20 protein-coding genes are annotated in these 26956 nt (G+C 73.9%); 7 read left to right on the forward strand and 13 right to left on the reverse strand.

All coding sequences use genetic code 11. The features are described 5' to 3' along the window. Positions 1-267: 267 nt before the first annotated feature. From sucD to ACIA5F_RS24705, 5 genes are all read right to left on the reverse strand, one after another. Complete coding sequence (gene sucD / locus ACIA5F_RS24685) at positions 268-1158, reverse strand: succinate--CoA ligase subunit alpha (RefSeq protein ID WP_399356466.1); 891 nt, start codon at positions 1156-1158, stop codon at positions 268-270. A gap of 21 nt (positions 1159-1179) precedes the next feature. Then, a complete protein-coding gene (gene sucC / locus ACIA5F_RS24690; RefSeq protein WP_399356468.1) occupies positions 1180-2358 on the reverse strand; it encodes an ADP-forming succinate--CoA ligase subunit beta in 1179 nt (392 codons plus the stop codon). A 420-nt stretch (positions 2359-2778) separates the two neighbouring features. Next, a complete protein-coding gene (locus ACIA5F_RS24695; RefSeq protein ID WP_399356580.1) occupies positions 2779-3891 on the reverse strand; it encodes a VWA domain-containing protein in 1113 nt (370 codons plus the stop codon). Between the two features lie 191 nt (positions 3892-4082). Continuing rightward, the gene (locus tag ACIA5F_RS24700; RefSeq protein WP_399356469.1) at positions 4083-6494 is read right to left on the reverse strand and encodes a DUF5682 family protein; all 2412 of its coding nucleotides are present in this window, start codon (positions 6492-6494) and stop codon (positions 4083-4085) included. After that, positions 6491-7597, reverse strand: coding sequence for an AAA family ATPase (locus ACIA5F_RS24705; protein WP_399356471.1), 1107 nt, complete (start codon positions 7595-7597; stop codon positions 6491-6493). Before ACIA5F_RS24705 ends, ACIA5F_RS24700 begins: the two co-directional genes overlap by 4 nt. Positions 7598-7731: 134 nt before the next feature. On the opposite strand from ACIA5F_RS24705, the gene ACIA5F_RS24710 reads away from it, so the two are divergent. After that, positions 7732-9066 (forward strand): SWIM zinc finger family protein, encoded by a 1335-nt coding sequence (locus ACIA5F_RS24710; RefSeq protein WP_399356473.1) that lies wholly within the window; start codon positions 7732-7734, stop codon positions 9064-9066. A 303-nt stretch (positions 9067-9369) separates the two neighbouring features. Next, positions 9370-10950, forward strand: coding sequence for a DUF5691 domain-containing protein (locus tag ACIA5F_RS24715; RefSeq protein WP_399356475.1), 1581 nt, complete (start codon positions 9370-9372; stop codon positions 10948-10950). A 179-nt stretch (positions 10951-11129) separates the two neighbouring features. Here the strand turns inward: ACIA5F_RS24715 and ACIA5F_RS24720 are convergent, their stop codons facing one another. Continuing rightward, positions 11130-11531, reverse strand: a complete 402-nt coding sequence (locus ACIA5F_RS24720) for a cobalamin B12-binding domain-containing protein (protein WP_399356477.1) — start codon at positions 11529-11531, stop codon at positions 11130-11132. Between the two features lie 540 nt (positions 11532-12071). On the opposite strand from ACIA5F_RS24720, the gene ACIA5F_RS24725 reads away from it, so the two are divergent. Then, complete coding sequence (locus ACIA5F_RS24725) at positions 12072-13706, forward strand: peptidoglycan DD-metalloendopeptidase family protein (RefSeq protein WP_399356479.1); 1635 nt, start codon at positions 12072-12074, stop codon at positions 13704-13706. 82 nt (positions 13707-13788) lie between these two features. Here the strand turns inward: ACIA5F_RS24725 and ACIA5F_RS24730 are convergent, their stop codons facing one another. Next, a complete protein-coding gene (locus ACIA5F_RS24730; RefSeq protein WP_399356481.1) occupies positions 13789-16419 on the reverse strand; it encodes an ATP-dependent DNA helicase in 2631 nt (876 codons plus the stop codon). A 196-nt stretch (positions 16420-16615) separates the two neighbouring features. Here ACIA5F_RS24730 and ACIA5F_RS24735 point away from each other — a divergent pair, with 196 nt between their 5' ends. Continuing rightward, positions 16616-16969: a hypothetical protein gene (locus ACIA5F_RS24735; protein ID WP_399356483.1), complete on the forward strand. Its 354-nt coding sequence runs from the start codon at positions 16616-16618 to the stop codon at positions 16967-16969. A 180-nt stretch (positions 16970-17149) separates the two neighbouring features. Continuing rightward, positions 17150-18175: an NlpC/P60 family protein gene (locus tag ACIA5F_RS24740; protein WP_399356485.1), complete on the forward strand. Its 1026-nt coding sequence runs from the start codon at positions 17150-17152 to the stop codon at positions 18173-18175. A 74-nt stretch (positions 18176-18249) separates the two neighbouring features. On the opposite strand, the gene ACIA5F_RS24745 is transcribed toward ACIA5F_RS24740, so the two are convergent. The 3 genes from ACIA5F_RS24745 to ACIA5F_RS24755 form a co-directional block, all read right to left on the reverse strand. After that, positions 18250-19353 carry an alpha/beta hydrolase gene (locus ACIA5F_RS24745; RefSeq protein ID WP_399356487.1) on the reverse strand — a complete coding sequence of 368 codons (1104 nt, stop codon included), beginning with the start codon at positions 19351-19353 and terminating at the stop codon, positions 18250-18252. A gap of 169 nt (positions 19354-19522) precedes the next feature. Next, positions 19523-20284, reverse strand: a complete 762-nt coding sequence (locus tag ACIA5F_RS24750) for a LuxR C-terminal-related transcriptional regulator (RefSeq protein WP_399356489.1) — start codon at positions 20282-20284, stop codon at positions 19523-19525. Further along, complete coding sequence (locus ACIA5F_RS24755; protein ID WP_399356491.1) at positions 20281-21585, reverse strand: PspC domain-containing protein; 1305 nt, start codon at positions 21583-21585, stop codon at positions 20281-20283. Before ACIA5F_RS24755 ends, ACIA5F_RS24750 begins: the two co-directional genes overlap by 4 nt. 125 nt (positions 21586-21710) lie before the next feature. Here ACIA5F_RS24755 and ACIA5F_RS24760 point away from each other — a divergent pair, with 125 nt between their 5' ends. Together ACIA5F_RS24760 and ACIA5F_RS24765 are read left to right on the forward strand one after the other, a co-directional pair. Continuing rightward, a complete protein-coding gene (locus ACIA5F_RS24760; RefSeq protein ID WP_399356493.1) occupies positions 21711-23030 on the forward strand; it encodes a PspC domain-containing protein in 1320 nt (439 codons plus the stop codon). After that, complete coding sequence (locus tag ACIA5F_RS24765; RefSeq protein WP_399356495.1) at positions 23017-23241, forward strand: hypothetical protein; 225 nt, start codon at positions 23017-23019, stop codon at positions 23239-23241. Before ACIA5F_RS24760 ends, ACIA5F_RS24765 begins: the two co-directional genes overlap by 14 nt. Here the strand turns inward: ACIA5F_RS24765 and ACIA5F_RS24770 are convergent. The 3 genes from ACIA5F_RS24770 to guaA form a co-directional block, all read right to left on the reverse strand. After that, positions 23187-23687 carry a TQO small subunit DoxD gene (locus ACIA5F_RS24770; RefSeq protein WP_399356497.1) on the reverse strand — a complete coding sequence of 167 codons (501 nt, stop codon included), beginning with the start codon at positions 23685-23687 and terminating at the stop codon, positions 23187-23189. The genes ACIA5F_RS24765 and ACIA5F_RS24770 overlap by 55 nt on opposite strands. Before the next feature lie 19 nt (positions 23688-23706). Beyond that, positions 23707-24972: a hypothetical protein gene (locus tag ACIA5F_RS24775; RefSeq protein ID WP_399356499.1), complete on the reverse strand. Its 1266-nt coding sequence runs from the start codon at positions 24970-24972 to the stop codon at positions 23707-23709. 220 nt (positions 24973-25192) lie between these two features. Beyond that, on the reverse strand, positions 25193-26779 hold the full coding sequence (gene guaA / locus ACIA5F_RS24780; RefSeq protein ID WP_399356501.1) for a glutamine-hydrolyzing GMP synthase: 1587 nt from the start codon (positions 26777-26779) through the stop codon (positions 25193-25195). Positions 26780-26956 lie beyond the last annotated feature (177 nt).

Genomic DNA, 26956 nt, shown 5'->3' on the forward strand with positions numbered 1-26956 from the left:
CCCGGCCGCCGCGCCCCCCCCCCCCCCCCCCGGCCGCGGGCCCCCCCCCCCCCCCCGCGGGCCGGGGGGGGGCCCCCCGGGGGTGGGGGGGGGCCCCCCCCCGGGGGGGGGGGGCGCCCCACGCCCGTGTCCGTCCGCGTACGGCGGCGGAAGGCGGCCGGAGACCGCTGCCCGTCGCGCCGCGGCGACTGCGTACTGCTTGTTCCTACGGCTACTGCCGTTACTGCCGTTGCTGCTGTTACTACTACTGCTGGTGCTGTGCTGCTGTTACTGCGCCGCGTTCAGGATCTCGCGGGCCAGCTTCGCGGTCTCGGTCGGCGTCTTGCCGACCTTGACGCCGGCGGCCTCAAGGGCCTCCTTCTTGGCCTGCGCGGTGCCGGAGGAGCCGGAGACGATGGCGCCGGCGTGGCCCATGGTCTTGCCCTCGGGGGCGGTGAAGCCCGCGACGTAGCCGACGACCGGCTTGGTGACGTTCTTCGCGATGAAGTCCGCCGCGCGCTCCTCGGCGTCGCCGCCGATCTCGCCGATCATGACGATCAGGTCGGTGTCGGGGTCCGCCTCGAACGCCGCGAGGGCGTCGATGTGCGTGGTGCCGACGACCGGGTCGCCACCGATGCCGACGGCCGAGGAGAAGCCGATGTCACGGAGCTCGTACATCATCTGGTAGGTCAGCGTGCCCGACTTGGACACGAGACCGATGCGGCCGGGCTTGGTGATGTCGCCCGGGATGATGCCGGCGTTGGACTGGCCGGGGGTGATCAGACCCGGGCAGTTCGGGCCGATGATCCGCGTCGTGTTGCCCTTGGCGGTCGCGTACGCCCAGAAGGCGGCGGAGTCGTGCACCGCGATGCCCTCGGTGATGACGACGGCCAGCGGGATCTCGGCGTCGATGGCCTCGACGACGGCGGCCTTGGCGAAGGCCGGCGGGACGAAGAGGACGGAGACGTTCGCGCCCGTCTTCTCCATCGCCTCGACGACGGAACCGAAGACCGGTACCTCGGTGCCGTCGAAGTCGACGGTGGTGCCGGCCTTGCGCGGGTTCACGCCGCCGACGATGTTGGTGCCGTCAGCCAGCATCAGCTTGGTGTGCTTCATGCCCGTGGCACCGGTCATGCCCTGGACGATGACCTTGCTGTCCTTGTTGAGGAAGATAGCCATGTGAGTCTGTGACCTCTGCCCTTACTTCGCAGCCGCGAGCTCGGCGGCCTTGTCGGCCGCGCCGTCCATGGTGTCCACGCGCTGTACCAGCGGGTGGTTGGCGTCCGAGAGGATCTTGCGACCCAGCTCGGCGTTGTTGCCGTCGAGGCGGACGACCAGCGGCTTGGTGACCGCCTCGCCCTTGTCCTCCAGCAGCTTCAGCGCCTGGACGATGCCGTTGGCGACCTCGTCGCACGCGGTGATGCCACCGAAGACGTTGACGAAGACGGACTTGACGTCCGGGTCACCGAGGATGATCTCAAGACCGTTGGCCATGACGGCGGCGGAGGCGCCACCACCGATGTCCAGGAAGTTGGCGGGCTTGACCCCGCCGTGGTTCTCACCGGCGTACGCGACGACGTCGAGGGTGCTCATGACGAGCCCCGCGCCGTTGCCGATGATGCCGACCTCACCGTCGAGCTTGACGTAGTTGAGGTTCTTCTCCTTGGCCGCGGCCTCCAGCGGGTTCGCGGCGGCGTGGTCCACGAACTCCTCGTGGCCCGGCTGGCGGAACTCGGCGTTCTCGTCCAGCGAGACCTTGCCGTCGAGCGCGATGACACGGCCGTCGGCGACCTTGGCCAGCGGGTTGACCTCGACGAGGAGCGCGTCCTCGGCGATGAAGGTCGCCCACAGGGTCACCAGGATCTCGGCGACCTGCTCGGCCACGGCCTCCGGGAACTTCGCCAGGGCGACGATCTCGCGGGCCTTCTCGATGGTCACGCCCTCGTTGGCGTTGACCGGGACCTTCGCGAGGGCCTCGGGGGTCTTCTCCGCGACCTCCTCGATGTCCATGCCGCCCTGCACCGAGGCCATGGCCAGGAAGGTGCGGTTGGTGCGGTCGAGCAGGTAGGAGACGTAGTACTCCTCGTCGATCTCCGGAGCCGTCTCGGCGATCATCACCTTGTGGACCGTGTGGCCCTTGATGTCCATGCCGAGGATGTCCGTCGCACGGGCGACGGCCTCGTCCGGGGTGGCCGCAAGCTTCACGCCACCGGCCTTGCCGCGGCCGCCGACCTTCACCTGCGCCTTGACGACCGACTTGCCGCCCAGCCGCTCGGTGGCCTCGCGAGCCGCCTCGGGCTCGGTGATGACTTCACCGGCCAGCACCGGTACACCGTGCTTGGCGAAGAGGTCCCTCGCCTGGTACTCGAACAGGTCCACGCGCGTCCGTCCCTTGTCTTCAAAGATTCGCAGTGATTCGCGGTTATCTGCTATCTGCGTGGGCGTGCCGCGGAGGGCAACGTGACGGCGCTGTCACAAGGAAGGCGCACACGGTGACCGTGGACGCGGCATGTCCGTCCCGCAGGTTATCCCCGTGGGACGTAGGTCCCTAAATCACAGATCACACCTGAGCGGTGATACCGGTCACAGATCACCTCCCGGTTGAGCTGGCGCTTCGCACGATCCACCGCTTTTCCGGCCCCGCCCGGCCACCTGCGCGCAACCCCGCCCCACCTGCCGGTACGCGCCCGGCCCGCCCTCCTCGCACGGGCCCTGCCCGACTTCTTGTACGGGGCCCTGCGCACCGTCGCCCCGCCGGGCCGGACGGAACCCCGCCCGGCCCGGCCCGCGGGGCAGGGGTCACGGAACCGGCAGGGGCCGCTTCTCCAGCGCGGCGGCCATCACCTCCGGGAACAGGTCGGGGGTGCAGGCGAAGGCGGGGGCGCCCAGCGCGGCCAGGGCGGCGGCGTGCTCCCGGTCGTAGGCGGGGGCGCCCTCGTCGGACAGGGCGAGCAGGGTCACGAACTCCACGCCCGCGCCCTTCATCGCTGCGACCCGCTTGAGCATCTCGTCGCGTATGCCGCCCTCGTAGAGGTCACTGATCAGGACGAGGACGGTGTCGGCGGGCCGGGTGATCCTCGACTGGCAGTAGGCCAGGGCCCGGTTGATGTCGGTGCCGCCGCCCAGTTGTGTCCCGAAGAGCACGTCCACCGGATCGTCGAGCTGATCTGTCAGGTCCACGACGGCGGTGTCGAAGACGACGAGCCGCGTGGTGATCGCGCGCAGGGAGGCGAGGACGGCGCCGAAGACGGAGGCGTAGACGACCGAGGCCGCCATCGAACCCGACTGGTCGATGCAGAGGATCACCTCCTTCTTCACCGACTGCGCCGCCCGGCCGTAACCGATCAGCCGCTCGGGGACGACGGTGCGGTACTCGGGCAGGTAGTTCTTGAGGTTGGCGCGGATCGTGCGGTCCCAGTCGATGTCGTGGTGGCGGGGGCGGCTGATCCGGGCCGAGCGGTCGAGGGCGCCGGTGAGGGTGGCCCGGGTGCGGGTCGCGAGCCGCCGCTCCAGCTGCTCGACCACCTTGCGGACCACGGCCCGCGCCGTCTCCTTCGTCGCCTCGGGCATCGCCTTGTTCAGCGAGAGGAGGGTGCCGACGAGATGGACGTCCGGCTCGACGGCCTCCAGCATCTCCGGCTCCAGGAGCAGGGTGGACAGGCCGAGCCGCTCGATCGCGTCGCGCTGCATGACCTGGACCACCGAGCTGGGGAAGTACGTACGGATGTCCCCGAGCCAGCGGGCCACGTGCGGCGCGGACCCGCCGAGCCCGGCCGACCGCCGCCCCGACGCCTTGCGGGGACCGGCCGCGCCCGCGCCGCCGTACAGCGCGGTGAGCGCGGCGTCCATCGCCGCGTCCCGCCCGGCCGGCGCGTACCCGGTCCCGTCCGCCTCGCCCCCGCCGAGCACCATCCGCCACCGCCGCAACCGCTCGTCCCCGGCGACCGCGGCCTCCCCCGACGCCTGCCCCGATGCCTGCCCCGATGCCACCGCCACGCCCTTCTTCCCGCTCCCGGCCATCCGCCCCGCCCCTTTCCTCTTCCTGGTCCTCGTCCCGTTTCCTTCATGACCTCGTGCCCCGGCGGCGCACCCGGCACGGCCCGTCAGCCCGTACCTGTTCCGGAGCCCGTACCGCCGCCCGCGCCCGTACTCGCGCTCGCGCTCGTGAGGAGCATCCGGACGAGGTCCACCACCGCGTCCGCCCGGCCGGGGTCCAGCTCCGGGGCGAAGCCCTCGGGGGCCCCGCCGGGGCCGTTGCCCGTGGCCGGGCCGGAGCCGGGGCCGCGGCGGACCAGCTCGCCCAGGGTCCGCCGCACCCCCGGCTCGTACGCCCCGAACGTCCGCCGCAGCAAGGGCAGTACGTCGGTGAAGGCGCGCTCCGGCACCGACACGAGCCAGGTGTCGATCAGGCCCAGCAGCCGGTCGTCGTGGACGAGCAGCGTGCCGCCGCCCGAGGCGCCGCCCGCGAAGCCCTCGATCCAGCCCGCCGCGTCGGCCGGGGTGGCGGCCGGGGAGAGGGCCAGGCCCATCAGCCGGGCCGTCTCCCCTGCCGGGAGGCGCCCGTCGTCGAGCAGCAGCCGGGCCGCCCGGCCGCGGATCAGCCCCGGCACCGCCTCCCGGCCCGCCAGCTTCCGCAGCACCTGCGACCAGCGCTCCCGCAGCCCCTCGTCACCGTCCGCCAGCAGGCCGACCGCCCCGTGCACCCCGTCCACCTGGCCCCGCAGCTCCGCCGCCGCGTCGGCGTCCAGGCCGGTGGCGCAGGCGGAGGGCAGCGCCACGCATATCCGCTCGGCGAGACCGGCCGCCACCGTGGACAGCGCCGCCCCGTCGGTCCCCCGGACGTCGCCGTACCGCAGCGAACGGGCCAGCGCGGGCAGGGCCTTGGCCAGCCGTGCCACATCGGTGTCCAGCGCGGCCCGGTCCGCGAGCGCCCGCAGCACCGCGGGCAGGGCCCCGGACAACCCGGCCAGCAGGCACTGTTCGGCCAGGGCCGTCACCTCGCCCAGCTCCCGGGCGCCCGTCGCGTCCGCCTCGGCCCTGGCGGTGGCCGCCGCCAGGACGGTCGTGCCCCAGATGCCCGCCTCGGCGACCCGTACCGACAGTTCCGGTTCCCAGCGGAGCCGCCAGGTCTCCCGGAAGGTCCCGGTGCTCCCGCGCGAGGCGGCCGGTGTGCCCCAGCCGATGCCGAGCAGCCTCAGCCGGTGCAGCAGCAGGGACTTCGCCGCGTCGGTGTCCTTGCGCAGGTCGAGTTCCACCTCGCGTTCCTGCGCCTCGGCCTTGAGCCGCAGGCTCTTCTGGCGCCTGGTCAGGTCCCGCTGGAGCGGTACGGCGGGCGCCGCGTCGGGGACCTCGCCGAGCACGTCCCCGACGACGAGCCGGTCCTCGATCAGCGCGAGCGGTATGTCCGAGCCGTCGCACATCACCGCCCGGACCGCTTCCAGGGTCTCGGTCAGGCCGGGCAGGGGCCGCCCGCGCATCGCGGCCAGCGTCCCGGCGAGCCGGACCGCCTCGATGACGTGCGCGGACGAGACCTGCCGTCCCTCCTCCCGCAGCAGGCCCGCGACCTTGGTCAGCCACCGCTCCACGGGCCGGTCCCGGGCCGTGAAGAGGTGCCCGTACCAGCCGGGCGAGGTGATGCCCGCGCCGTACCCGCCGGCGCGGGCCAGCCGGCGGTGCGTCCAGGGCACCCAGGTGGTCTCCACCCTGACCTTGGGCAGCCCGGTGAGCAGCGCCCGGTCGGCGGTCGCCGTGGCCGCCCGGGCCCGGAGCGCCGGGACGTGCCAGGCCCCGCACACCACGGCGCAGTCGTCGCCGAACTCCCGGCGGGCGGCCCGTATCCGCTGCCGCATGTGCGCCTCGCGCACCAGGTCGCGGGGGTGGCCGCCGTCCCCGTACGTCTCGCGCAGGGCTGCCATGGCCTCCCCGAGCGCCTCGAACACGGCGAGCGGGTCCCGGGCGGCGCCCCCGGTGCCCCGGTGTTCGACCACGTCCTCCCACCAGCGCTCGGGGTCGTCGTACCCGGCGGTCGTGGCGAGCACCGCGAGCGGGTCCAGCCGTACCGGGACGGGTGCGCCCCGGTCCCCGTCCGCCTCCGGGCCCTCCTCCTCGCCGTCCTCCGTCCCGGGTCCGGCCAGGGTGTGCGCGGCCGGGAGGTCGATGAACCGGACGGGGGTCCCGGATTCCTGGGCCCAGCGGATCGCGACCCACTCCGGGGAGAAGCCGGCCAGCGGCCAGAACGCGGCCCGGCCCGGGTCGTCCGCGGCGTGGGCGAGCAGGGCCACGGGCGGGCGCATCGCGGGGTCGGCGGCCAGCGCCAGCAGCGCGTCCCCCTCCGGCGGTCCCTCGATCAGCACGGCCGCCGGGCGGGCCGCCTCCAGGGCGGCCCGCACCGCGCGGGCCGAGCCGGGCCCGTGGTGGCGTACGCCCAGCAGCAGCGGTCCCTTCCCGGCCCGGGCCGGGCCGGCCGGGTCCTTCGCCGCGCGCGCCCTCACCGCCGTCCCCGGCGCCGGGCTCATGCCGTCACCTCCCGGCAGGCGCGGTAGAAGTCCTTCCAGCCCTCCCGCTCGCGGACCACGGTCTCCAGGTACTCCTGCCAGACGACCTTGTCCGCGACCGGGTCGCGGACCACGGCGCCCAGGATGCCCGCGGCCACGTCGGAGGGGCGCAGGACGCCGTCCCCGAAGTGGGCGGCCAGGGCCAGGCCGCCGGTGACCACGGAGATGGCCTCGGCGGTGGACAGGGTGCCGCCGGGCGACTTGACCTTCGTCCGCCCGTCGTCGGTGACGCCGTCGCGCAGCTCGCGGAAGACAGTGACGACGCGGCGGATCTCCTCCAGCCCCTCGGGGGCGGCCGGCAGGTCGAGGGCCCGGCCCATCTGGTCGACGCGGCGGGCGACGATGTCGACCTCGGCGTCGGCGGTGGCGGGCAGCGGCAGCACGACCGTGTTGAAGCGGCGGCGCAGCGCGCTGGAGAGTTCGTTGACCCCGCGGTCGCGGTCGTTGGCGGTGGCGATGAGGTTGAAGCCGCGCACGGCCTGTGTCTCCTGGCCCAGTTCGGGTATCGGGAGGGTCTTCTCGGACAGGACGGTGATGAGGGTGTCCTGGACGTCGGCGGGGATGCGGGTGAGTTCCTCGACGCGGGCGGTCATGCCCTCGGCCATGGCCCGCATGACGGGGCTGGGGACGAGGGCCTCGCGGCTGGGGCCGTGGGCGAGCAGCCGGGCGTAGTTCCAGCCGTACCGGATGGCTTCCTCGGGGGTGCCCGCGGTGCCCTGGACGAGGAGGGTGGAGTCCCCGCTGACGGCGGCGGCGAGGTGTTCGGAGACCCAGGTCTTGGCGGTGCCGGGGACACCGAGGAGGAGCAGGGCCCGGTCGGTGGCCAGGGTGGTGACGGCGACCTCGACGATGCGGCGCGGCCCGACGTACTTGGGTGTGATCACCGTGCCGCCCGGGAGCTCGCCGCCGAGCAGGTACGTGGCCACGGCCCACGGGGAGAGCTTCCAGCGGACCGGGCGGGGCCGGTCGTCGGCAGCCGCCAGGGCTTTCAGTTCGTGTGCGAAGGCGTCCTCGGCATGCGGTCGCAGTGCCTCGGCGCCCGTGCCGTTCCCGGGCATGGTCATGGTCCCCCTCCAATGCTCGGCAGCCGGTCCCGACTGCTGTGTCCACGGTGCACCACGCCACTGACAACGACCCCTGTTCGCAGTGTCGTTGCAGGTCAGAGCGATTGTCAGTGGGGGTCCCTACGGTGGTTCACATGACTCAGCAGGGGGTCCGCCTGACGGCGGAACAGGTACTGGCTCTGGCTCCTGACGATGCCTCGCGCAAGGCGGGGGCCAGGCTCGGCGGGGAGGGTCCATGGTCACAAATCGGAGGTTCCGCTTCCGGTTCGTTGTGGGGGTTGTGCAAGGGCAGTGGCAGCACGCCGTACCGGACGGTCGTGGACCTGACGGGCCCGGCGTACACGTGCTCCTGCCCGAGCCGGAAGTTCCCGTGCAAGCACGCGCTGGGGCTGCTGCTGCTCTGGGCGGCCCAGGGGGCGGACGAGGGCGGCGAGGCTCCGCAATGGGCCGCCCGGTGGCTGGCCGGGCGGGCGGCGAAGGCCACCCGCCCGGCCGCACCGGGCGGGCCGGCCGACGAGGAGGGCGCCCGGCGGCGGGCCGAACGGCGGGCGGCCCGGGTCGGCGCCGGGGTCACCGAGCTGGAGCAGCGGCTCACCGATCTGCTGCGCGGCGGCCTCGCGGGCCAGGAGCGGTCGGGTTACGCGGGATGGGAGGAGACCGCCGCCCGGATGGTCGACGCCCAGGCGCCCGGACTGGCCGGGCGGGTCCGGGAGTTGGGGGCAATACCCGGTTGCGGGCCCGCCTGGCCTGCCCGGATGCTGGAGGAGGCGGCGCTGCTGCACCTGCTGGACCGGGCCTGGCTGGGGGTGGCCGGGCTGCCCGGTTCCCTGGCGGCGACGGTCCGCGGCCGGGTGGGACTGCCGGCCTCCGGGGAGGGGGAGGCCGTACGGGACCACTGGCTGGTCCTCGCCCACCACGACACGGCGTCACCGGACGGCCGGCTCACCACCCGCCGGACCTGGCTGCGCGGACTGACGGGCGGGCGGCCGGCCCTGGTACTGGAGTTCGGACCACCCGGACGCCTGCCGGGGCCGACGCTCCCGGTGGGGCTGGTACTGGAGGCGGAAGCCCGCTTCCGGCCCGGTTCCGCGGGGCTGCGGGCGGATCTCGGGGAGCGCTCCGGGGCGGCCACGCCGTGCCGGAGCACCCCGGCCGGGGTGAGCACGGGGGCGGCGCTGGAGGCGTACGGGGCCGCGCTGCGGGAGGACCCGTGGCTGGATTCCTGGCCGGTGGTACTGGGTCCGGTGGTTCCCGTACCGGGTGAGCTCGGCTGGCAGCTGGCGGACGCGGAGGGCGGCTGCGCGCTGCCGGTCACGCTCTCCGGCGCCGGTTCGCGGTCCGGGCTGTGGCGGCTGGCCGCCCTCTCGGGCGGCGGCCCCGTCACCGTCTTCGGCGAATGCGGCCACCGCGGCTTCACACCCCTGACCGCCTGGCGCCCGGGTTCACCGGACCCGGTCGCACTGGGCTGACCCGAAGGGAGGGCGGGGGGGGGACCGGGGGCCGGGGGGCCGCCGGTTCCGGAGAACCGAAAGCACGACGACGGGCACGAGGAGCACGAGGAAGGGGAGCGGGAAGACGCGGGGGCGTCGTAGGGGGAGGACGCGGCGGCGCGGGGGCGTCGGCGCGGCAACGACGAGAAGCCGGGGGGCTTTGATGAACGACAACCACGCCAGCTGAACAGAGCGGTGACAGCTCCGGTCCCGTGGAGGGGACGGGACCGGAGCACGGCGCACCGCGCACGACGCACGACTCACGACGAGGAAGGGGGTTCGATGGGCAAGGCGGACGAGGGGTACGGAACGTGGGAGGAACTGGTCGGCGCCGCACTGCTGGGCACCGACCGGCGGCGGGGCACCGGCCCGGCCGGTTCGCCGGAGGCGCTGCTGGACGCGGCGGCCGTGCACACCGTACGGCGCCGGGCCGGGCTGCGGCCCGGCCCGGCGGGGGCACGACCGGAGCCCGCGGCCCGGGACCCGCGCCCGGCACCGCCGGAGCCGGCCCGCCACCGGCTCGCACAACTGCTGGCCGGACGGGCCACCGCGGGCGGCGGGGGGCGGCGGGGGACCGCCCCGGACCTGACCGAGCTGCTGCCGCAGTGGCTGGCCGCGGCCGGCCGGCACGGCTACCGCGCACCGGAGGAACTGCTCCCGGCGCTGCTGGACGCGGCCCGGTCCCGTACGGATCTACGGCCCCAGGCCCTGGCCCTGGCCGGGGCGCGGGGGCTGTGGCTGGCCCGGCTGAATCCGGACTGGCGGTTCGCACTGCGCGGCGCGGCGGGCGGCGGACTGCCGGACGTGACGGACGGCCCGGCGGTGGAGCGGCTCTGGCAGGAGGGGTTGTTCGCGGAGCGGGTGGCGCTGCTCGGCGCCGTACGGGCGCGTGAGCCGGCGGCGGCGCTCCGGCTGCTCACGACCACCTGGACCACCGAACGGGCCGAGGACCGGCTGATGTTCCTCGACTCGCTGAGGTCGGGGCTGTCGGAAGGGGACGAACCGTTCCTCGAAGCGGCCCTGGGCGACCGCAGCCGCAATGTCCGGGCGACGGCCGCCGAGCTGTTGTCGGCGCTCCCCCGGTCGGCGCTGGCGGGGCGGATAGCACAGCGGGCGCTGGCCTGCGTCGGCCCGGAGGGGGTGACCCCGCCGGCCGAGTGCGATCCGGGAATGCTGCGGGACGGCGTGGCCGAACGGCCGCCCGCCGGGCGGGGCGAGCGGGCCTGGTGGCTGGGCCAGCTGGTGGAGGCCGCGCCGCTGGCCTGCTGGCGGGAGCGGTTCGGGGGGATCGGCCCGGCGGAGATCCTGGCGCTCCCGGTGGCCGAGGGCGAGGGCTGGGCCGAGGAACTGCACGCGGCCTGGTGCCGGGCCGCGGTGCGCCAGCGCGACGCGCGATGGGCGCGGGCGCTGCTCGGCACGCCGTCGGCACCGCCCGCGGCGGGGCCGGGCACGGCGTCACTGGCGGAGCGGGCGAAGCTGCTGGAGGTCCTGGAGGAGGGGGAACGGGCCGACTGGGTCGCGGAGTTCATACGGGCCCACGGGCTGTCGGAGGCGTTCCAGCTGCTCGGGGTGTGCGTGGTGCCGTGGGCCGGGGCACTGGGCCGCGCGGTGGTGGAAGCACTGGAGTCGGCCCGGGAGGCGGGCAGTTACCCGTGGAGTTTCAGCGGGGTGATGGGCCTGGCGGAACGCTGCCTCGACCCGGCGGAGGCGGGGCGGCTGGATGCCCTGACCTCGGCCGCGGACGATCCTCCGGACGCCTCCCCCGGGGCCGCCGCGTACTGGGCGGAGGCGTTCCAGCGCCTGGTGGCCACCCTCCGCCTCCGCGCGGCGATGCTGGCGGAACTGGCCCCGGCCGCCGCCTGACCCCACCGGGCCACCCGGTACGCGGGCCCCGGCGCCCGGCCCGGCGCCCCCGGGCGGGCACGGGGCCCGCAGGCCGCGCCCGGGCCGGGCCCGCAGGAGGAGGGGCCGGGGCGCAAGCCCCGGAACGGGCACCCCGGCCGGGGGGTCAGGGAGGCCGGGGGGCAGGGGCGGACATGGGGTCAGGGGCGGACGTGGGCGCGGACCCAGTCGACGATCGAGGTCGTGGTCGCGCCCGGGGTGAAGATCTCGGCCACGCCCTTGGCCTTGAGCGGAGCGATGTCGTCCTCCGGGATGATGCCGCCGCCGAAGACCTGGATGTCCTGCGCGTCACGCTCCTTGAGGAGTTCCAGGACGCGCGCGAACAGCGTGTTGTGCGCGCCGGAGAGGATCGAGAGGCCGATCGCGTCGGCGTCCTCCTGGATGGCGGTGTCCACGATTTGCTCGGGCGTCTGGTGGAGGCCGGTGTAGATGACCTCCATGCCCGCGTCACGCAGCGCCCGCGCGATCACCTTGGCGCCCCGGTCGTGGCCGTCGAGACCCGGCTTGGCCACCACCACACGGATCGGACCGGTCACACCCATCGCACTGCCTCCCGAGTGAACGAACGTTAAGTACAGCATCGCGCACGCCGCCGTTTCGCGGTCGGCCACGAGGGGGAAATCACACGGGGGACGGTGTCGATCCACCGTCGCTGACGCACCACCACCGATGCACCGCGTCACCGCGCCGGCAGCCGCACGGCACGGTGACGCGGCCGTTGACGGAAACGGCCGACCGGCCCCGCCGGACCCACCCCGGACCGCCGCAGGCGCATCGGCCCACGCCCCCGCCGCCCGCCCCGCACCCGGCCGCCGCCACCACGACCGGACCGCGAGCACGGACGGCCGCTCACTGTGCGTCACAGCGACTGCCCGATAGTCGAACGCATTTCGAACCCACGGCCAAGGCTGCTCCTTCCGGGGATCGAAAGGCGGCCGAATGCCCGGTTCGTTGGGGCAGGAAACCCTCCGAAGATTGTCGTTGCCAGTGACCGCCGGGTACAGTCACGCCACTGCTCTCCTCCGGTGAACCTCTAGTTCCCCGGCCACCCAGGCCCCACTGCCGAGGCGAAAGAGAAGTTGGTGAACGACCGCCCCTCGCCGGGCCAGTACCCGGACACCGGGTACGACGGCCTCTCCACCACCACTTTCGCTGGTGACTCGGCCTTCGTTTCCTATGAAACGCAGGGTCAGGGGTTCAATTACGCGGCCTACGGCGGCTCTTACGAGACCGGCGCGTACGACACCACCGCGTGGACCTCCCCGACCGGCCACCCCCAGGGCGGCCCGTCGCACGACAGCCCCACCCCCGCGGATGGCACCGGCCACGGCGGCGGCCCCGCCGACGGCTACCTGTCGTCCGTCCCCGGGCAGGACCTCCCCGAGGGGACCGCCGGGTCATGGGAGGGGAACACCAGCTCGTACCCCCAGTACGCGGAGTACCAGCCGGACGTCTTCGGCCACGGCACCCCGGCCGGGCAGGGCGGGAACGGGCAGTGGGCGATGCCGGGCTACGGGACCACCGGCACCGGGACCGGTGCCTACGACGCCACCGCCTGGAACACCGTCACGGAGAGTCCGGCCGACCCGTCCGGAACCGCCGCGCCGTACCCGTACCCGTACCCGACGGAGCAGACGCACGGTCAGGCGTACGGACAACAGGGACACGAACAAGGACACGAACAGGGACACGGCCAGGCGTACGAGCAGGCGTACGCGTACGGCTACGAGTCCCCGGCCGGGACCGGTACGGGGTACGAGGCCGGGGCCGGGTACACCGCGACCGCCGTCTTCGAGGCCGTCACCGACGAGGGCCCGGAGCCCGTGGCCCCCCGGGCCGGGGTGCACGACTTCCCCACCCAGACCATGCCCGCGACCCCGCCCGCGACGGGCACGCGGAGCACGGGCCGGGGCAGGGCCGCCGACAAGAACGCTGCCCGGAACAGCGGCAGGACCGAGACCAGGACGGGTGCCAGCAGCCGTCGCCGCACCCCGGCGAAGCGCTCGGCGCTGCTGACCGTGGCCGTGCCTTCCGCCTGTGTGATGGGTGTCGCCGGGGTCGCCGCCGCGTCGGTGGGCGGGCTGACCGGTGCGGAGGCGCCCCTTGAGGACACCACCACCATGGCCGCGCCCGACCCTGCCTCGGTGAAGCCGGTCGCCGCGAACAGCAAGCTCGACACCCAACTGGCCGCGCTCAGCGCCGACGCGGGCGATTTCGCGGACCGCGCGAGCCGCACGCAGGAACGCATCGACCTGCACCAGCGCCAGGAGGACGAGAAGAAGCGGAAGGCGGAGGAGGCCGCCGCCAAGGAGGCGGCCCGCCCCAAGTTCGCCATCCCCGTCACGCAGCAGGGCCTCAGCGCCAGCTTCGGACAGGCCGGCGGCATGTGGATGTCCGCGCACACCGGTATCGACTTCCCCGTCTCGTACGGGACCCCGGTCATGGCCGCCACGGACGGCATCGTGCGCACGCAGTTCAACAGCGCCTACGGGAACATGGCCATAGTGACCGCGCCCGACGGCACCGAGACCTGGTACTGCCACCTGAGCAGCACCAAGATCCGGGGCGGCAAGGTCAAGGCCGGCGAGGTCATCGCCTACGCCGGGGACTCCGGCAACTCCACCGGCCCGCACCTCCACTTCGAGGTACGGCCCGGCGGCGGGAGCGCGATCGACCCGCTGGCATGGCTCCGCCTCCACGGCCTCGACCCGACCTGACCTGGCCCGATCCGGCCTGACCCGAACTGGCCCGGCCCGATCCGGCCCGCCGGTTCCGGCAGGCCGGGCCCGGCCCCGGGCGTCAGAGCTTCTGGACCGGCGCGTACCGCAGCAGCAGCCGCTTCGGCTTGTCGTCACCGAAGTCGACGGTGGCCTGCGCGTCCGCGCCGGCGCCCCTGACCTCCATGACCGTGCCGAGGCCGAACTGGTCGTGGGTGACCCGGTCCCCGACCGCCAGGGCGATGACCGGCTTGTCTGCGGCCCGGCGCGTCGCGAACCCGGACGGGCCCGCCTTCGTCCGCGACGAGGAGAGGAAGGACTCCGGCGAGGTCCCGAACGTCGCCCGGCCCCCACCCTGCCCCGAGCCGTAACCGGAACCGGAGCCGCGCACCGGTCCCGCCGGCTTCTGGGAGGCGCCGGTCCGCTTCCACTGGAGGTACTCGGCCGGGATCTCCTCCAGGAACCGCGACGGCGGGTTGTACGAGGGGGTGCCCCACGCGCTGCGCATCGAGGAACGGGTCAGGTACAGCCGCTCGCGTGCCCGCGTGATGCCGACGTAGGCGAGGCGGCGCTCCTCCTCCAGTTCCTTGGTCTGGCCCAGCGCGCGCATGTGCGGGAAGACCCCGTCCTCCATGCCGGTCAGGAAGACCACCGGGAATTCGAGGCCCTTGGCGGTGTGCAGGGTCATCAGGGTGATGACGCCGCTGCCGTCCGTCTCCTCGTCCGGGATCTGGTCGGAGTCGGCGACGAGGGCGACCTGTTCCAGGAACTCGGCCAGCGTGCCGGGGCCCGGACCGGCGGCGGGAGCCACGGCCCCGCCCGCACCTGCATCCACGTCCGCATCCGCATCCGCGCCGACAACCCCATCGGCATCGGCATCCGGATCGGCATCGGCGCCGTCCGGGGCGGCCTGCGCCGGGGCCTGCGCGGCGGCGGCCGTCCTGGCCTGCTCGAACTCCAGGGCCACCGCCGCCAGTTCCTGGAGGTTCTCGATGCGCGTCTCGTCCTGCGGGTCGGTCGACGCCTGGAGTTCGGCCAGGTAACCCGTACGCTCCAGGACCGCTTCCAGGACCACCGCCGGGCCCGCGCCCGAGTCGGCGATGGTGCGCAGCTCCTCCATCAGCACGTTGAACCGCTTCACCGCGTTGGTCGAGCGGGCGGCCATGCCGAACGCCTCGTCCACGCGCCGCAGCGCCTGCGGGAAGGTGATCTTCTCGCGCATCGCGAGCGCGTCGATCATCGCCTCGGCGCGCTCGCCGATGCCGCGCTTGGGCACGTTCAGAATCCGGCGGAGCGGGACGTTGTCCTCCGGGTTGGCGAGGACCCGCAGGTAGGCCAGGACGTCCCGGACCTCCTTGCGCTCGTAGAAGCGGACCCCGCCGACGACCTTGTACGGCAGCCCGACCCGGATGAAGATCTCCTCGAACACACGCGACTGCGCGTTGGTCCGGTAGAAGATCGCGACGTCCCCGGCCTTCGCGTCGCCCGCGTCGGTCAGCCGGTCGATCTCGTCGGCGATGAACTGCGCCTCGTCGTGCTCGGTGTCCGCGACGTAACCGGTGATCGTGGCGCCGGTGCCGGCCTCGGTCCACAGGTTCTTGGCGCGGCGGTTCTCGTTGCGCTCGATGACCGCGTTGGCGGCGGAGAGGATCGTCTGCGTGGAGCGGTAGTTCTGCTCCAGCAGGATCGTCTTCGCGTCCTGGTAGTCCTCCTCGAACTGGAGGATGTTGCGGATCGTCGCGCCGCGGAAGGCGTAGATCGACTGGTCGGCGTCGCCCACCACGCAGAGCTCGGCGGGCGGCAGGTCCGGGTAGCCGGTGCCGACCAGCTCGCGCACCAGCGTGTACTGGGCGTGGTTGGTGTCCTGGTACTCGTCCACCAGGACGTGGCGGAAGCGGCGCCGGTAGTGCTCGGCCACGTCCGGGAACGCCTGGAGGAGGTGGACGGTGGTCATGATGATGTCGTCGAAGTCGAGCGCGTTGGCCTCGCGCAGCCGCCCCTGGTACATCGCGTACGCCTGGGCGAGGGTCTTCTCGAAACCATCGGATGCCTGCCCCGCGAAGGCGTCCTCGTCGATCAGTTCGTTCTTCAGGTTGGAGATCTTGGCGTTGAACGCCTTGGGCGGGAACTTCTTCGGGTCCAGGTCCAGGTCACGGCAGACGAGCGCCATCAGGCGCTTCGAGTCGGCCGCGTCGTAGATCGAGAACGACGAGGTGAAGCCGAGCCGCTTCGACTCGCGCCGCAGGATGCGGACGCACGCGCTGTGGAAGGTGGAGACCCACATGGCGTTGGCGCGCGGGCCGACCAGGTGCTCGACGCGCTCCTTCATCTCCCCGGCGGCCTTGTTGGTGAAGGTGATCGCCAGGATCTGCCCGGGGTGGACGTTCCGGGCGGAGAGCAGGTGCCCGATGCGGTGGGTGAGCACCCGGGTCTTGCCGGAGCCCGCCCCGGCGACGATCAGCAGCGGGGAGCCCGCGTGCACCACGGCCGCGGCCTGCTGTTCGTTGAGCCCCTCCAGGAGCGTCGCCGGGTCGATCACGGGCCTGGGGGCCCCGTCCCGGTAGTACGCGTCCCCGCTCATGGGCGCGTCGAACCGGCCCCCGAAGAGGTCGTCCGCGCCCGGCTCCGGGGCGGCGTGGTCCTCGGGCGGCGGGGGGACCTCGTCGGAGGGGGTGAGGTCCGCCAGGAAGCTGTCGTCAAAGAGGCTGCTCATCGCCTCCCGAGTCTAGAGGCCGGGACCGACAGCCGGTCCCGGGCCCGGAAAATCCACGACGTCCGGCCCGACTCCTGACCGGCCCCGGCCCCGGTCCCGGCGGCTTCCGGCCCGGCTCCGGCCCCGCTCCGGTGCACCGCGCAGCGCCCGGTGCCCGCCCGGAATCCGCCGGCGGCCACCCCGTACGCTCGGCGCCATGGACGTACTCATCAACGCTTTCGTCGGCCTGCACATCATCGGAATAGCCGCCCTCCTGGGCGGTTTCCTGACCCAGATGAAGGCGATGGGCACGGGCACGGCCCGGTTCGGGCCCGGCATGCTGCACGGCGCGCTCACCATGCTCGTGACCGGCGTGCTCCTCGTCGGCTTCCACGAGATGAACGGCGGGAGCCTGAACCACGTCAAGATCGGCATCAAGCTCGCCGTCCTCTTCGTGGTCCTCGCCCTCGTCTACGTCAAGCGCGACGAGGAGCGGGTGGAGAAGCCGCTGTTCGGCGCGGTCGGCGGACTGACCGTGGTCAATATCTTCATCGCCGTCCTCTGGCACTGATCCCGGACGGCCATCTCCGGTCCCCGGCGGCCATCTCCGGTCCGGTCCGGTCGCATCGTGTCACTTGCGGTCAATGCGTTCTCCGGCCGTGACCTTCCGGTCTAGCGTCCCCCTCCTGACACCCAGATGTCACCAGCTGTCACCGAGCTGACATCGAGCGAGGAAGGACGTGAGGCCCTCGTGGCCCGTCATCGAAAGCCCCGGCAGCGCCTGTTCTCCGGCGGGACGGCGCGCACCGCCGCCACCCTCGCCTTCGCGGGCGCTGCCACCGCCACCGCCTTCGAGGGCACCGCGCAGGCCGACCCCCTGCCCGGCACCGCCCAGGTCACCTCGGAGGTGGACCGGCTCTACGAGGAGGCCGGGGCGGCGACGGAGCGGTACAACGGAGCGAAGGAGAAGGCCGGGGAGGCCGAGCGCGCGCTGGCCGCTCTGCACGAGGAGGCCGCCCGCCGGACCGACCGGCTCAACTCCGCCCGGGGCGCGCTCGGCACGCTGGCCGCCACCCAGTACCGCAGCGGGTCCCTGGGCACCGCCGTCCGGCTCGCGATGGCCGCCGACCCGCAGGAGTACCTGGACCGGGCCGCGCTCCTCGCCCGCGCCGGGGACCGCAACGCCGCCCGGATCTCCTCCGTACGCCGCCAGCTCGACGAGGTCGGGCGGGTACGGACCAGGGCCGCCGGGCGCTTCGCCGACCTGCACGCCCGGCAGGAGGAGCTCGCCCGGGAGAGGACGGGGATCGAGGAGAAGCTCGCCACCGCCCGGCAGCTGCTGGCCCGGCTGACCGCCGAGGAGCGCGCCGCGTACGAGGCGAGGTCTGTGGGCGGGGGCGCGGGCGCGGTCCCGCCGCCCTCCGACGGCTCCCGGGCCGGGCGCGCCGTCGCCTTCGCCCACGGGGCGATCGGGAGACCGTACGTGTGGGGCGCGACGGGGCCAGGGGCCTTCGACTGCTCGGGGCTGACCCAGGCGGCCTGGCGCGCGGGCGGGGTCTCGCTCCCCCGGACCACCTATACGCAGATCAACTCCGGGCAGCGGGTCTCCCGCGACCAGCTGGCCCCCGGTGACCTGGTCTTCTTCTACTCCGGGATCACCCATGTCGGCCTCTATGTCGGCAACGGCCAGATGGTGCACGCGCCCCGGCCCGGCTCGACGGTCCGGTTGGCGCCCGTCGACTCGATGCCCTGGGCGGGCGCGGCCCGCCCGGCCTGACCCGCACGGACCGCCTGACCCGCACGGACCGGCTTGGTTTCACGTGAAACGGCCCGGCCCCACCCCGTCGGCTCCTACGGCATCTTGACCTGGGTGCCCAGCCAGCCGAAGGTCTGCGGGAGCTGGCGGACCCAGGACTCGATGTTGTGGCCGCCCGCCACCTTCTCCGCGTGGATCAGCGTCGGCGGCTGCGCGGCGCCCTTGAGTTCCAGACCGGCCTGGTAGCCGTCCTGCGGGGTGCCCGAGAGCCAGAGCGAGACCGGCGGCGGCGCCGGGGCGGCCTTGAGCATCGCCAGCAGGTGGTGCGTGCGGCTCAGCTCCGGGTCCTGGGCGACGGGCGAGGAGGGCACCAGGGTGGGGTCGTTGTAGCCGGAGAGGGAGACGGCCGCGCTGTAGCGGTCGGGGTGGGCGAGCGCGAGTTTGGCGGCGCAGTAGCCTCCGGCCGAGTACCCGGCGACGCCCCAGGAGCGGGCCTCCGGCGAGGCCCGGAAGTTGTCGGTGACCATCTTGCGGACGTCCACGCTGAGCCAGCTGTCCGCGTTGACCTTGCCCGGGATGTTGGCGCAGCCGGTGTCGGCGTTGCCGAGCAGCATGGTCCGGGGCGAGACCAGGATGAACGGCTGGACGGTGCCGTCGCGCATCAGCGGTTCCAGGGTCTGGTGCACCTTGAGCCCCTGGAACCAGGACCGGGCCGTGCCCGGCGTGCCCGCGATCAGTTCGACGACCGGGAACTTCCGGTCCTTCCAGGCCGGGTCGTCGTACTGCGGCGGCAGCCAGACGTGGACGTCGCCCCGGACGCCGGAGACCGCCCCCTCCAGTTCCGTCCACTGGACCCGGCCGCCGAGGCCGTCGGCCGGGCGGAACTCCTGGCGGACCTTCGGCCGCTCCGCCGCCTTCGCGCCGCCGAGGCCGTCCGGGCCGAGGTCCTTGGCGGCGGTGACGTAGTCGCCGGTGCCGAGCAGGTCGTCCCAGGAGGCGTAGAAGTTCGCGCTCCGGTTGATCCCGACGAAGACCAGGACGACGGCGAGGGCCTGGGCGAGGACCACCATCAGGACCCGCCCGCCGGCGCGCACGACGGCGGGCCCGCGCATCCGGCTCCACACGGCCAGGGGCAGGAGGACGGCGATCGCGGTGAGGGCGATCACCGTCACGAAGAGGGGGGTCCCGGTCAGGCTCATCACACCGTCGAAGAGGGCCGTACGGCCCGCCCCGGTTGCCCGTGCCCCCTGCGGAGTGGATCACAGCGCCCGGCCGTACCGGGCGACCGCCGTACCGGGCGACCGCCGCGCGGGACGACCGGACCGGACGGAACGACCGCCGCGCGGGACGACCGGACCGGACGGAACGTCAGACCAGGCGGCGCGCGGTGGCCCAGCGGGTCAGCTCGTGCCGGTTGGAGAGCTGGAGCTTGCGCAGCACCGCCGAGACATGGGACTCGACCGTCTTCACCGAGATGAAGAGCTGTTTGGCGATCTCCTTGTACGCGTAGCCGCGCGCGATCAGCCGCAGCACCTCGCGCTCGCGCTGGGTGAGGCGGTCCAGGTCCTCGTCCACCGGGGGCGCGTCCGTGGAGGCGAAGGCGTCGAGCACGAACCCCGCCAGCCTGGGCGAGAACACCGCGTCGCCCTCCTGGACCCGGAAGACGGAGGTGACCAGGTCGGCGCCGGTGATGGTCTTGGTGACGTACCCGCGCGCACCGCCGCGGATGACCCCGATGACGTCCTCGGCGGCGTCCGACACCGACAGGGCGAGGAACCGTACGGGGTTCTCGGCCGCCGTCATCAGCGGGGCGCAGCGGCGCAGCACCTCGACGCCGCCGCCGCCGGGCAGGTGCACGTCGAGGAGGACCACCTCGGGCCGGGTGGCGGTGATGACGGTGACGGCCTGGTCGACGTCGGCCGCCTCGCCGACGACCTCGACGCCGGTCCGGGCGGTCTCGCCGATCTCGGCCTGTACGCCCGTGCGGAACATCCGGTGGTCGTCCACGAGCACCACGCGGACCCGCCGGGCCACGGCCGCCGGGTCCTGTACCGCCCGGTCCTGTGCCGCCCGGTCCTGTGCCGCCCGGTCCCGCGTCGTCCGCTCTTCGGTCGTCCGGTCTTCGGTCATGCTGCCTTCGCCGCCCTCTCCATCTCCAGCTCGACTTCCGTGCCGCCGTCGGGCGCGGACCGCAGCCGCGCGGTCCCGCCGTTGCGCCGCATCCGGCCGATGATCGATTCTCGTACGCCCATGCGGTCGTCGGGTACCGCGTCGAGGTCGAAGCCCGGCCCCCGGTCCCGTACGGACACGAACACCGTCCCGGCCTCCACCTCGGCGTACACCTGGACGGGCCCGCCCTCGCCACCGTACTTGGCGGCGTTGACCATCGCCTCGCGCGCGGCCTGGACCTGCGCGGCCAGCCGTTCGTCCAGCGGGCAGTCGCCGACGACGACGACCTCGATCGGGACCCCGTGGTGGTCCTCGACCTCGGCGGCGGTCTTCTTCACGGCCTCGGCGAGGGTGGTGGGCTCCTCGGCCTCGTCCTTGCCGGTGCCCTCGGGCCGGTAGAGCCAGTTGCGCAGCTCCCGCTCCTGGGCGCGGGCCAGGCGGCGGACCTCGGCGGGGTCCTCCGCGCCCCGCTGGATCAGGGTGAGGGTGTGCAGGACGGAGTCGTGGACGTGGGCGGCGACCTCGGCGCGTTCCTGGGCGCGGATGCGCATCAGCCGTTCCTCGGAGAGGTCCTGGGTCATCCGGATCAGCCAGGGTCCGGCGAGCAGGGCCACGCCGACGAGGACGGCGAGGGTGGCGGTGAGGACGTTGCCGAGCTGGGCGGCGGAGCCCTGGACGACGATGAAGACGGTGAGGCCGACGCCGACCAGGGCGACGCCCGTGAGCGCGCGGGCGGCCTGGAGGAACTGGGCGCGGCGTCCGCCGGCGGCGTTCCAGTGGGCGCGGCGGGCGTTGTCGGCCTGCCGCCATACGAGGACCACCCCGGCGCCGACCAGCAGCGTCGGCCACACGTACCGCCCGGACGCGCCGCCGACCTGGACCTTGGAGAGGAAGACGGCGGCGCCGACGAGCAGCGCGGCCAGGGCGGTGAGCTGCCCCTTGTCGGGTTTGCGCAGGCGGCGGGTGCCGTCGGGCAGGGTCTCGAAGAGGGAGCGGTCCGCGGCCCGGCCGCCGACGCCGAGCGGGACGAAGACCCAGAAGGCGGCGTAGAGCAGGACGCCGAGCCCCTCCCCGAACATGAACATGCCGAGGAAGGCGAGCCGGACCCAGATGACGGGGAGTCCGAGGTGTCCGGCGAGGCCGCGCGCGACACCGCCGAGCATCCGGCCGTCGGCGCTGCGGTACAGCCTGCGCTGCGGCGCGTCCGGGCCGGGCCCGGGGTCCGGTGGGTGCGGGGTGCGGGGTGCGGCGGCTACGGGCATGTCATCGATGGTCACACGCGCGCGGGCGGGCCGGCATCAGGGCCGGTCCCCCACTGCCGTCGGGGGAACATCAGGGTTGTGCCAGGGTCGGACCGGATGGCCCCGGGGAGCGGCGGGCCGTCACCATGGGGGACATGACCGAAGTGCACGACGCCCCGCAGGCCCGGCCCGGGGCCCCGGAGACGGCCGCGGACCGGCCGCCGCTGCGCCGCGGCAGGCGCGACCGAGTCCTCGCGGGTGTCTGCGGGGGGCTGGGCCGCCACCTCGGCCTGGACCCGGTGATCTTCCGGGTCGTCCTCGGTGTCCTCGCGGTGACCGGCGGCATCGGCCTGATCTTCTACGGCTTCGCGTGGCTGCTGCTGCCCCAGGAGGGCGAGGAGGACAGCGAGGCGAAGAAGCTGCTGACGGGCCGGGTCGAGGGCGCCACGCTGGCGGCGGTCTTCACCGCCCTGGTGGGCTGTGCGCTGTTCCTGTCGACGCTGGGCAACGGCGGGCCGGCCGTCTTCTCCGTCCTGGTCGTCCTGGCGCTGTGCGCGGCCTCCTACGGGGTGCGGCGCCGGGGCGCGGCACCGCGGGCGCAGGCTCCGGCCGCGCAGCGGCCCGCGCACTCGCCCGCGCCGCCCGAGACACAGGCGCCGCCCGCGCCCGGCGGCCCGTCCTGGTGGCGGGACCCGCTGGTCAAGGACGGCACCACCGGCCCGGTCGGCGCCACCGGCTACCTGTGGGGGCCCGACGAGGACGCCGGGCCGAGCGCGGCGCCGCCCACCGTCGGCCCGGCCGGCGCGGCCGACAGCGCCGCGGCCGGGCCGCGCGGGGGCATCGGGGGGCGGGTCTTCGTCCTGGCGCTGCTGGCCGGGGCGGCCGGGGCGGCGGCCGTCTGGCACGGCGGCACGCTCGGCCACGCGCTCCAGACCGGGTTCGCCGCCGCCCTGGCCGTGTTCGGGCTCGGCCTGGCGGTCAGCTCCGTCAAGGGCCGTACCGGCTTCGGCACGATCGTGCTGGCCCTGCTCACCGCCGGACTGCTGGCGGGGTCGGCGGCCCTGCCCGGCGAGATCGGCACCGACTGGCGGCGGGTCGCGTGGCGTCCGGCCGCGGTGGCCGACGTCCGGCCCGCGTACACGGCGGGCACCGGGCTGGCCACGCTGGACCTGAGCCGCCTGGACGTGGCCAAGGGCACGACCTTGACCGTCCGCGCCTCGGTCGAGGCGGGGAGGCTGAAGGTGATCGTGCCCCGGGAGGTCACGGCCCGCGCCGACATCGGCATCAGCACGCTGGGCGACGTCCAGCTGCCCGGGGAGTCCGAGGCGGACCTGCGGTTGCGCGCCGGGGGCGAATCCCGGCAGGTGACCCTGGCGCCCGCCGCCGGCACCGAGGCCGGCGGAACGATCGAGCTGCACCTCGGAGCGGGTGTGGGACAGGTGGAGGTGGCCCGTGCGGCGTCATGAGTTCCAGCCGGGACGGCTGCTGGCCGGGGCCGTCCTGCTCACCGCGGGCGTGCTGTACCTGCTCGACGCGGCGGGCGAGACACGGCTGCCGTGGTTCGCGGTCGTCCCCATGGCCTTCGGCGGGCTCTGCCTGGCGGGGCTGGTGGGGATGGTGACCTACGCGGTCCGCAGGGACCGGCGCGACCGGATCAGCGAGTCCAGCGAGAGGTAGGGCGCCCCGGCGAGGACCAGCGGGGTCCAGGCCATCAGGTAGACCAGGTCGTTGCCGTAGTAGTACGGGGTCACCGCCCAGGAGACCGTGAGCCACAGGCAGAGCGAGATCACGGCGCCGCCGACGGCCGCGAGCCGGGTCAGCAGACCGGCGAGGGCCCCGAGGCCGACGAGGAGTTCCCCGAAGGCCAGGGCCACGGCGAAGGTGACGGGCGCCTCCAGGCCCAGACCGACGAGGCCGGGGACGGCGGCGGTGTGGCGCACCCCGCGCATCAGCTCGCCGATGGAGCCGGCGCCGTCGGCGGCGAGGAAGGCGGGGTCGGTGAGTTTGTCCAGACCCGCGTAGACGAAGGTCACGCCGAGGAAGAGCCGGAGCGGCAGCAGGGCGTACCGGGCGGCCTGCTCCCGGAGTCCGGCGGGTGCGCGGAGGGCGTCGGTTCGGGTCACGCCCCCATGTGTACCGCGTTCACCCCGCCACGTCGATGACGCAGCGGTTGGATTCCACCCCGGCGGCGGTGACCACCTGGATCTCGGTGCGGCCCGGTTCCACCCCGGCCGGCACGGGGACGGTGAGGACCACGTCCGTGGGGTTGGCGAAGCCGCCCGCGACGGGGATCAGCGGCACGTACACGTGCGTCGTCCCGATCCGCACCACCAGCCGGGCCAGCATCTCGGGCGTCTGCGCCCCGGCCGGGACGAAGCCGACGCCCCGGATCTCGATGTCGTCGCCGGGGCGGACGGGCCCGTCCGGAGCGCCGGGCTCGCGTCTGCGCACCACCGACAGGACCAGCGGACGCGTGTCCTCCGCGTACTTCGCCGCGAGGTAGACCGTGGCCGACAGGGCCACCAGCAGCGCCAGCGCCCACGGCAGCTGCGGCAGCCGGTCGGGGAACCGGGCCAGCGAGACCGCCGCGAAGGCCAGGACCACCGCCGAGACCAGTACGTACTGGGCGTCCGGGAAGCTCCCGCGCCCCGCGTCGTCGGTCAGCAGGTCCACCCCGCGCGGCCGGTCCGCGGGCAGTTTCTGCATCCGCCGGCCCCTGATCCGCACACAGGCCGTCCGGCGCGCCAGCACCGCCACCGCCGAGGTCAGCGCGACCACCGCGAGCAGCGGCAGCGCCCGGCCGAGCCCGAGCCCCGCGTACAGCACCTCCCGCTCCGGGCCGGGGCCCATCGCGGCCAGCCGCAGCGCGGGCAGCAGCGCGGCGAACGCCGTCAGCACCACCCAGGCGCTCGGCACCGCCTTCGAGGTGGAGAGCCGGTTGTCCTCGCCGACGAGCGGGGCCAGCAGTCCGCCGCGCACCGACTGCGCCCTGGCCGCGACGGTGAGCAGCCCGGCCAGGGCCAGGGCGGCCAGCAGGGCGGCGGTGCGCGCCGTGGACCAGCCGGTACCGAGGGCGGCGGCGACCTGCACGACCAGCAGCACCCCGGCGGCGATCCACACGGCGAGCACGGCCCGCCGCGAGAAGAGGTACAGCCAGGAGGTCCCGGCCTCGCGGCTGCGGTCGGCGACGGCCCTGGCCGAGACGGCCAGTTCGTCGGAGACCCACTGGCGGGACGCCCCGGTGGAGCGGGACAGGGAGGCCGGCAGCCCCTGCCCGGCGGCGAACTCCTCCCGCATCTCCACGAACGCGGCGACCGCCCGGCGGTGTCCCTCACGTGCTCCGTACGGGCAGTCCTCGCAGGTGCAGCCGGAGAGGTAGGTGCCTCGGGGTGCCTCTTGGACAGCCACGCGCGTGCCGCCTCTCTGAACTACGGTGCAGTGCCAGCGAATTGTGCACTACTGAGGCAGTGTTCCGGATTGCGCACGATGTCAGAGCAGGTGATTAACGGTTCATGATGTTGACGCCACCCGCGCCGACGGCCCGGACCGCCGCCGCGCCGACGCGGGAACGACGAAGCCGCCGCCCGGCAGGACCGGGCGGCGGCTTCGTCACGTACGGGTGGGGGGACTACTCCCACTCGATGGTGCCCGGCGGCTTGCTCGTGCAGTCCAGGACCACGCGGTTGACGTCCGGCACCTCGTTGGTGATCCGGGTCGAGATGCGGGCGAGCACCTCGTACGGCAGGCGCGTCCAGTCGGCGGTCATCGCGTCCTCGGAGGAGACCGGGCGGAGCACGATGGGGTGGCCGTAGGTCCGGCCGTCGCCCTGGACGCCGACGCTGCGGACGTCCGCCAGCAGCACGACCGGACACTGCCAGATCTCGCGGTCCAGACCGGCCGCGGTCAGCTCGGCGCGCGCGATGGCGTCGGCCTCGCGGAGCAGGTCCAGGCGCTCCTTGGTGACCTCGCCGACGATGCGGATGCCGAGGCCGGGGCCCGGGAAGGGCTGGCGCTGGACGATCTCGTCCGGCAGGCCCAGCTCCTGGCCGACCATGCGGACCTCGTCCTTGAACAGCTGGCGCAGCGGCTCGACGAGCTCGAACTCGATGTCGTCGGGGAGCCCGCCGACGTTGTGGTGCGACTTGATGTTCGCGGTGCCGGTGCCGCCGCCGGACTCGACGACGTCCGGGTACAGGGTGCCCTGGACCAGGAACGCGACGTCGGCGCCGCCCTCGGCGATGATCTCGGCCTGGGCCTGCTCGAAGACGCGGATGAACTCGCGGCCGATGATCTTCCGCTTGGTCTCCGGGTCGGAGACCCCGGCGAGCGCGGTCAGGAAGCGCTCCTGCGCGTCGACGACCTTCAGCTGCACACCGGTGGCGGCGACGAAGTCCTTCTCGACCTGCTCGGTCTCGCCCTTGCGCATCAGGCCGTGGTCGACGTAGACGCAGGTCAGCTGGGAGCCGATGGCCTTCTGCACGAGGGCCGCGGCGACTGCGGAGTCCACGCCGCCGGAGAGACCGCAGATGGCGCGCTTGTCGCCGACCTGCGCGCGGATGGCCGCGACCTGCTCCTCGACGATGTTGCCGGTGGTCCAGGTGGGACGCAGGCCGGCGCCGCGGTAGAGGAAGTGCTCCAGGATCTGCTGGCCGTGCGTGGAGTGCATCACCTCGGGGTGGTACTGCACGCCGTACAGCTTCTTCTCGTCGTTCTCGAAGGCCGCGACCGGGACGACGTCGGTCGACGCGGTGACGGTGAAGCCCTCGGGGGCGGCGGCGCAGGCGTCGCCGTGGGACATCCACACCGACTGCTCGGCCGGGGTGCCCTCGAAGAGGGTGGAGCCGTTCTTGGAGACGGCGAGCGCGGTACGGCCGTACTCGCGGGCGCCGGTGTTGTCGACCCGGCCGCCGAGGGTGACCGCCATCAGCTGGAAGCCGTAGCACATGCCGAAGACCGGGACCCCGGCCTCGAACAGGGCGCGGTCCATGGTGGGCGCGCCCTCCTCGTACACGGAGGACGGACCGCCGGAGAGGATGATCGCCTTGGGGTTCTTGGCCAGCATCTCGGCCACGGGCATCGTGCTGGGCACGATCTCGCTGTAGACCCGTGCCTCGCGGACGCGGCGGGCGATGAGCTGGGCGTACTGGGCGCCGAAGTCGACGACGAGAACCGTGTCCGGGGCGCTGTCGTGGGCGGCGGAGGGTGCTTCTGGCACGGGGCGGCCTTCCGGCGGGAGAGGGGGCTGTATCCGTCGATTCTAACGGGGGCGCCGTACCCGGCTTCGTCTCACCATACGAACCCGCTTGGCCCGGGGCTCGTCGGAAGGTAATAATCCGTTCCGTGCGCGAGCAGCTGAGCTTCCTCTTTACCTATGGCACCGGTCGGTCCGGTC

Origin of the sequence: Streptomyces sp. NPDC051567, assembly GCF_044454165.1 — a bacterium.
Lineage (GTDB): Bacteria > Actinomycetota > Actinomycetes > Streptomycetales > Streptomycetaceae > Streptomyces.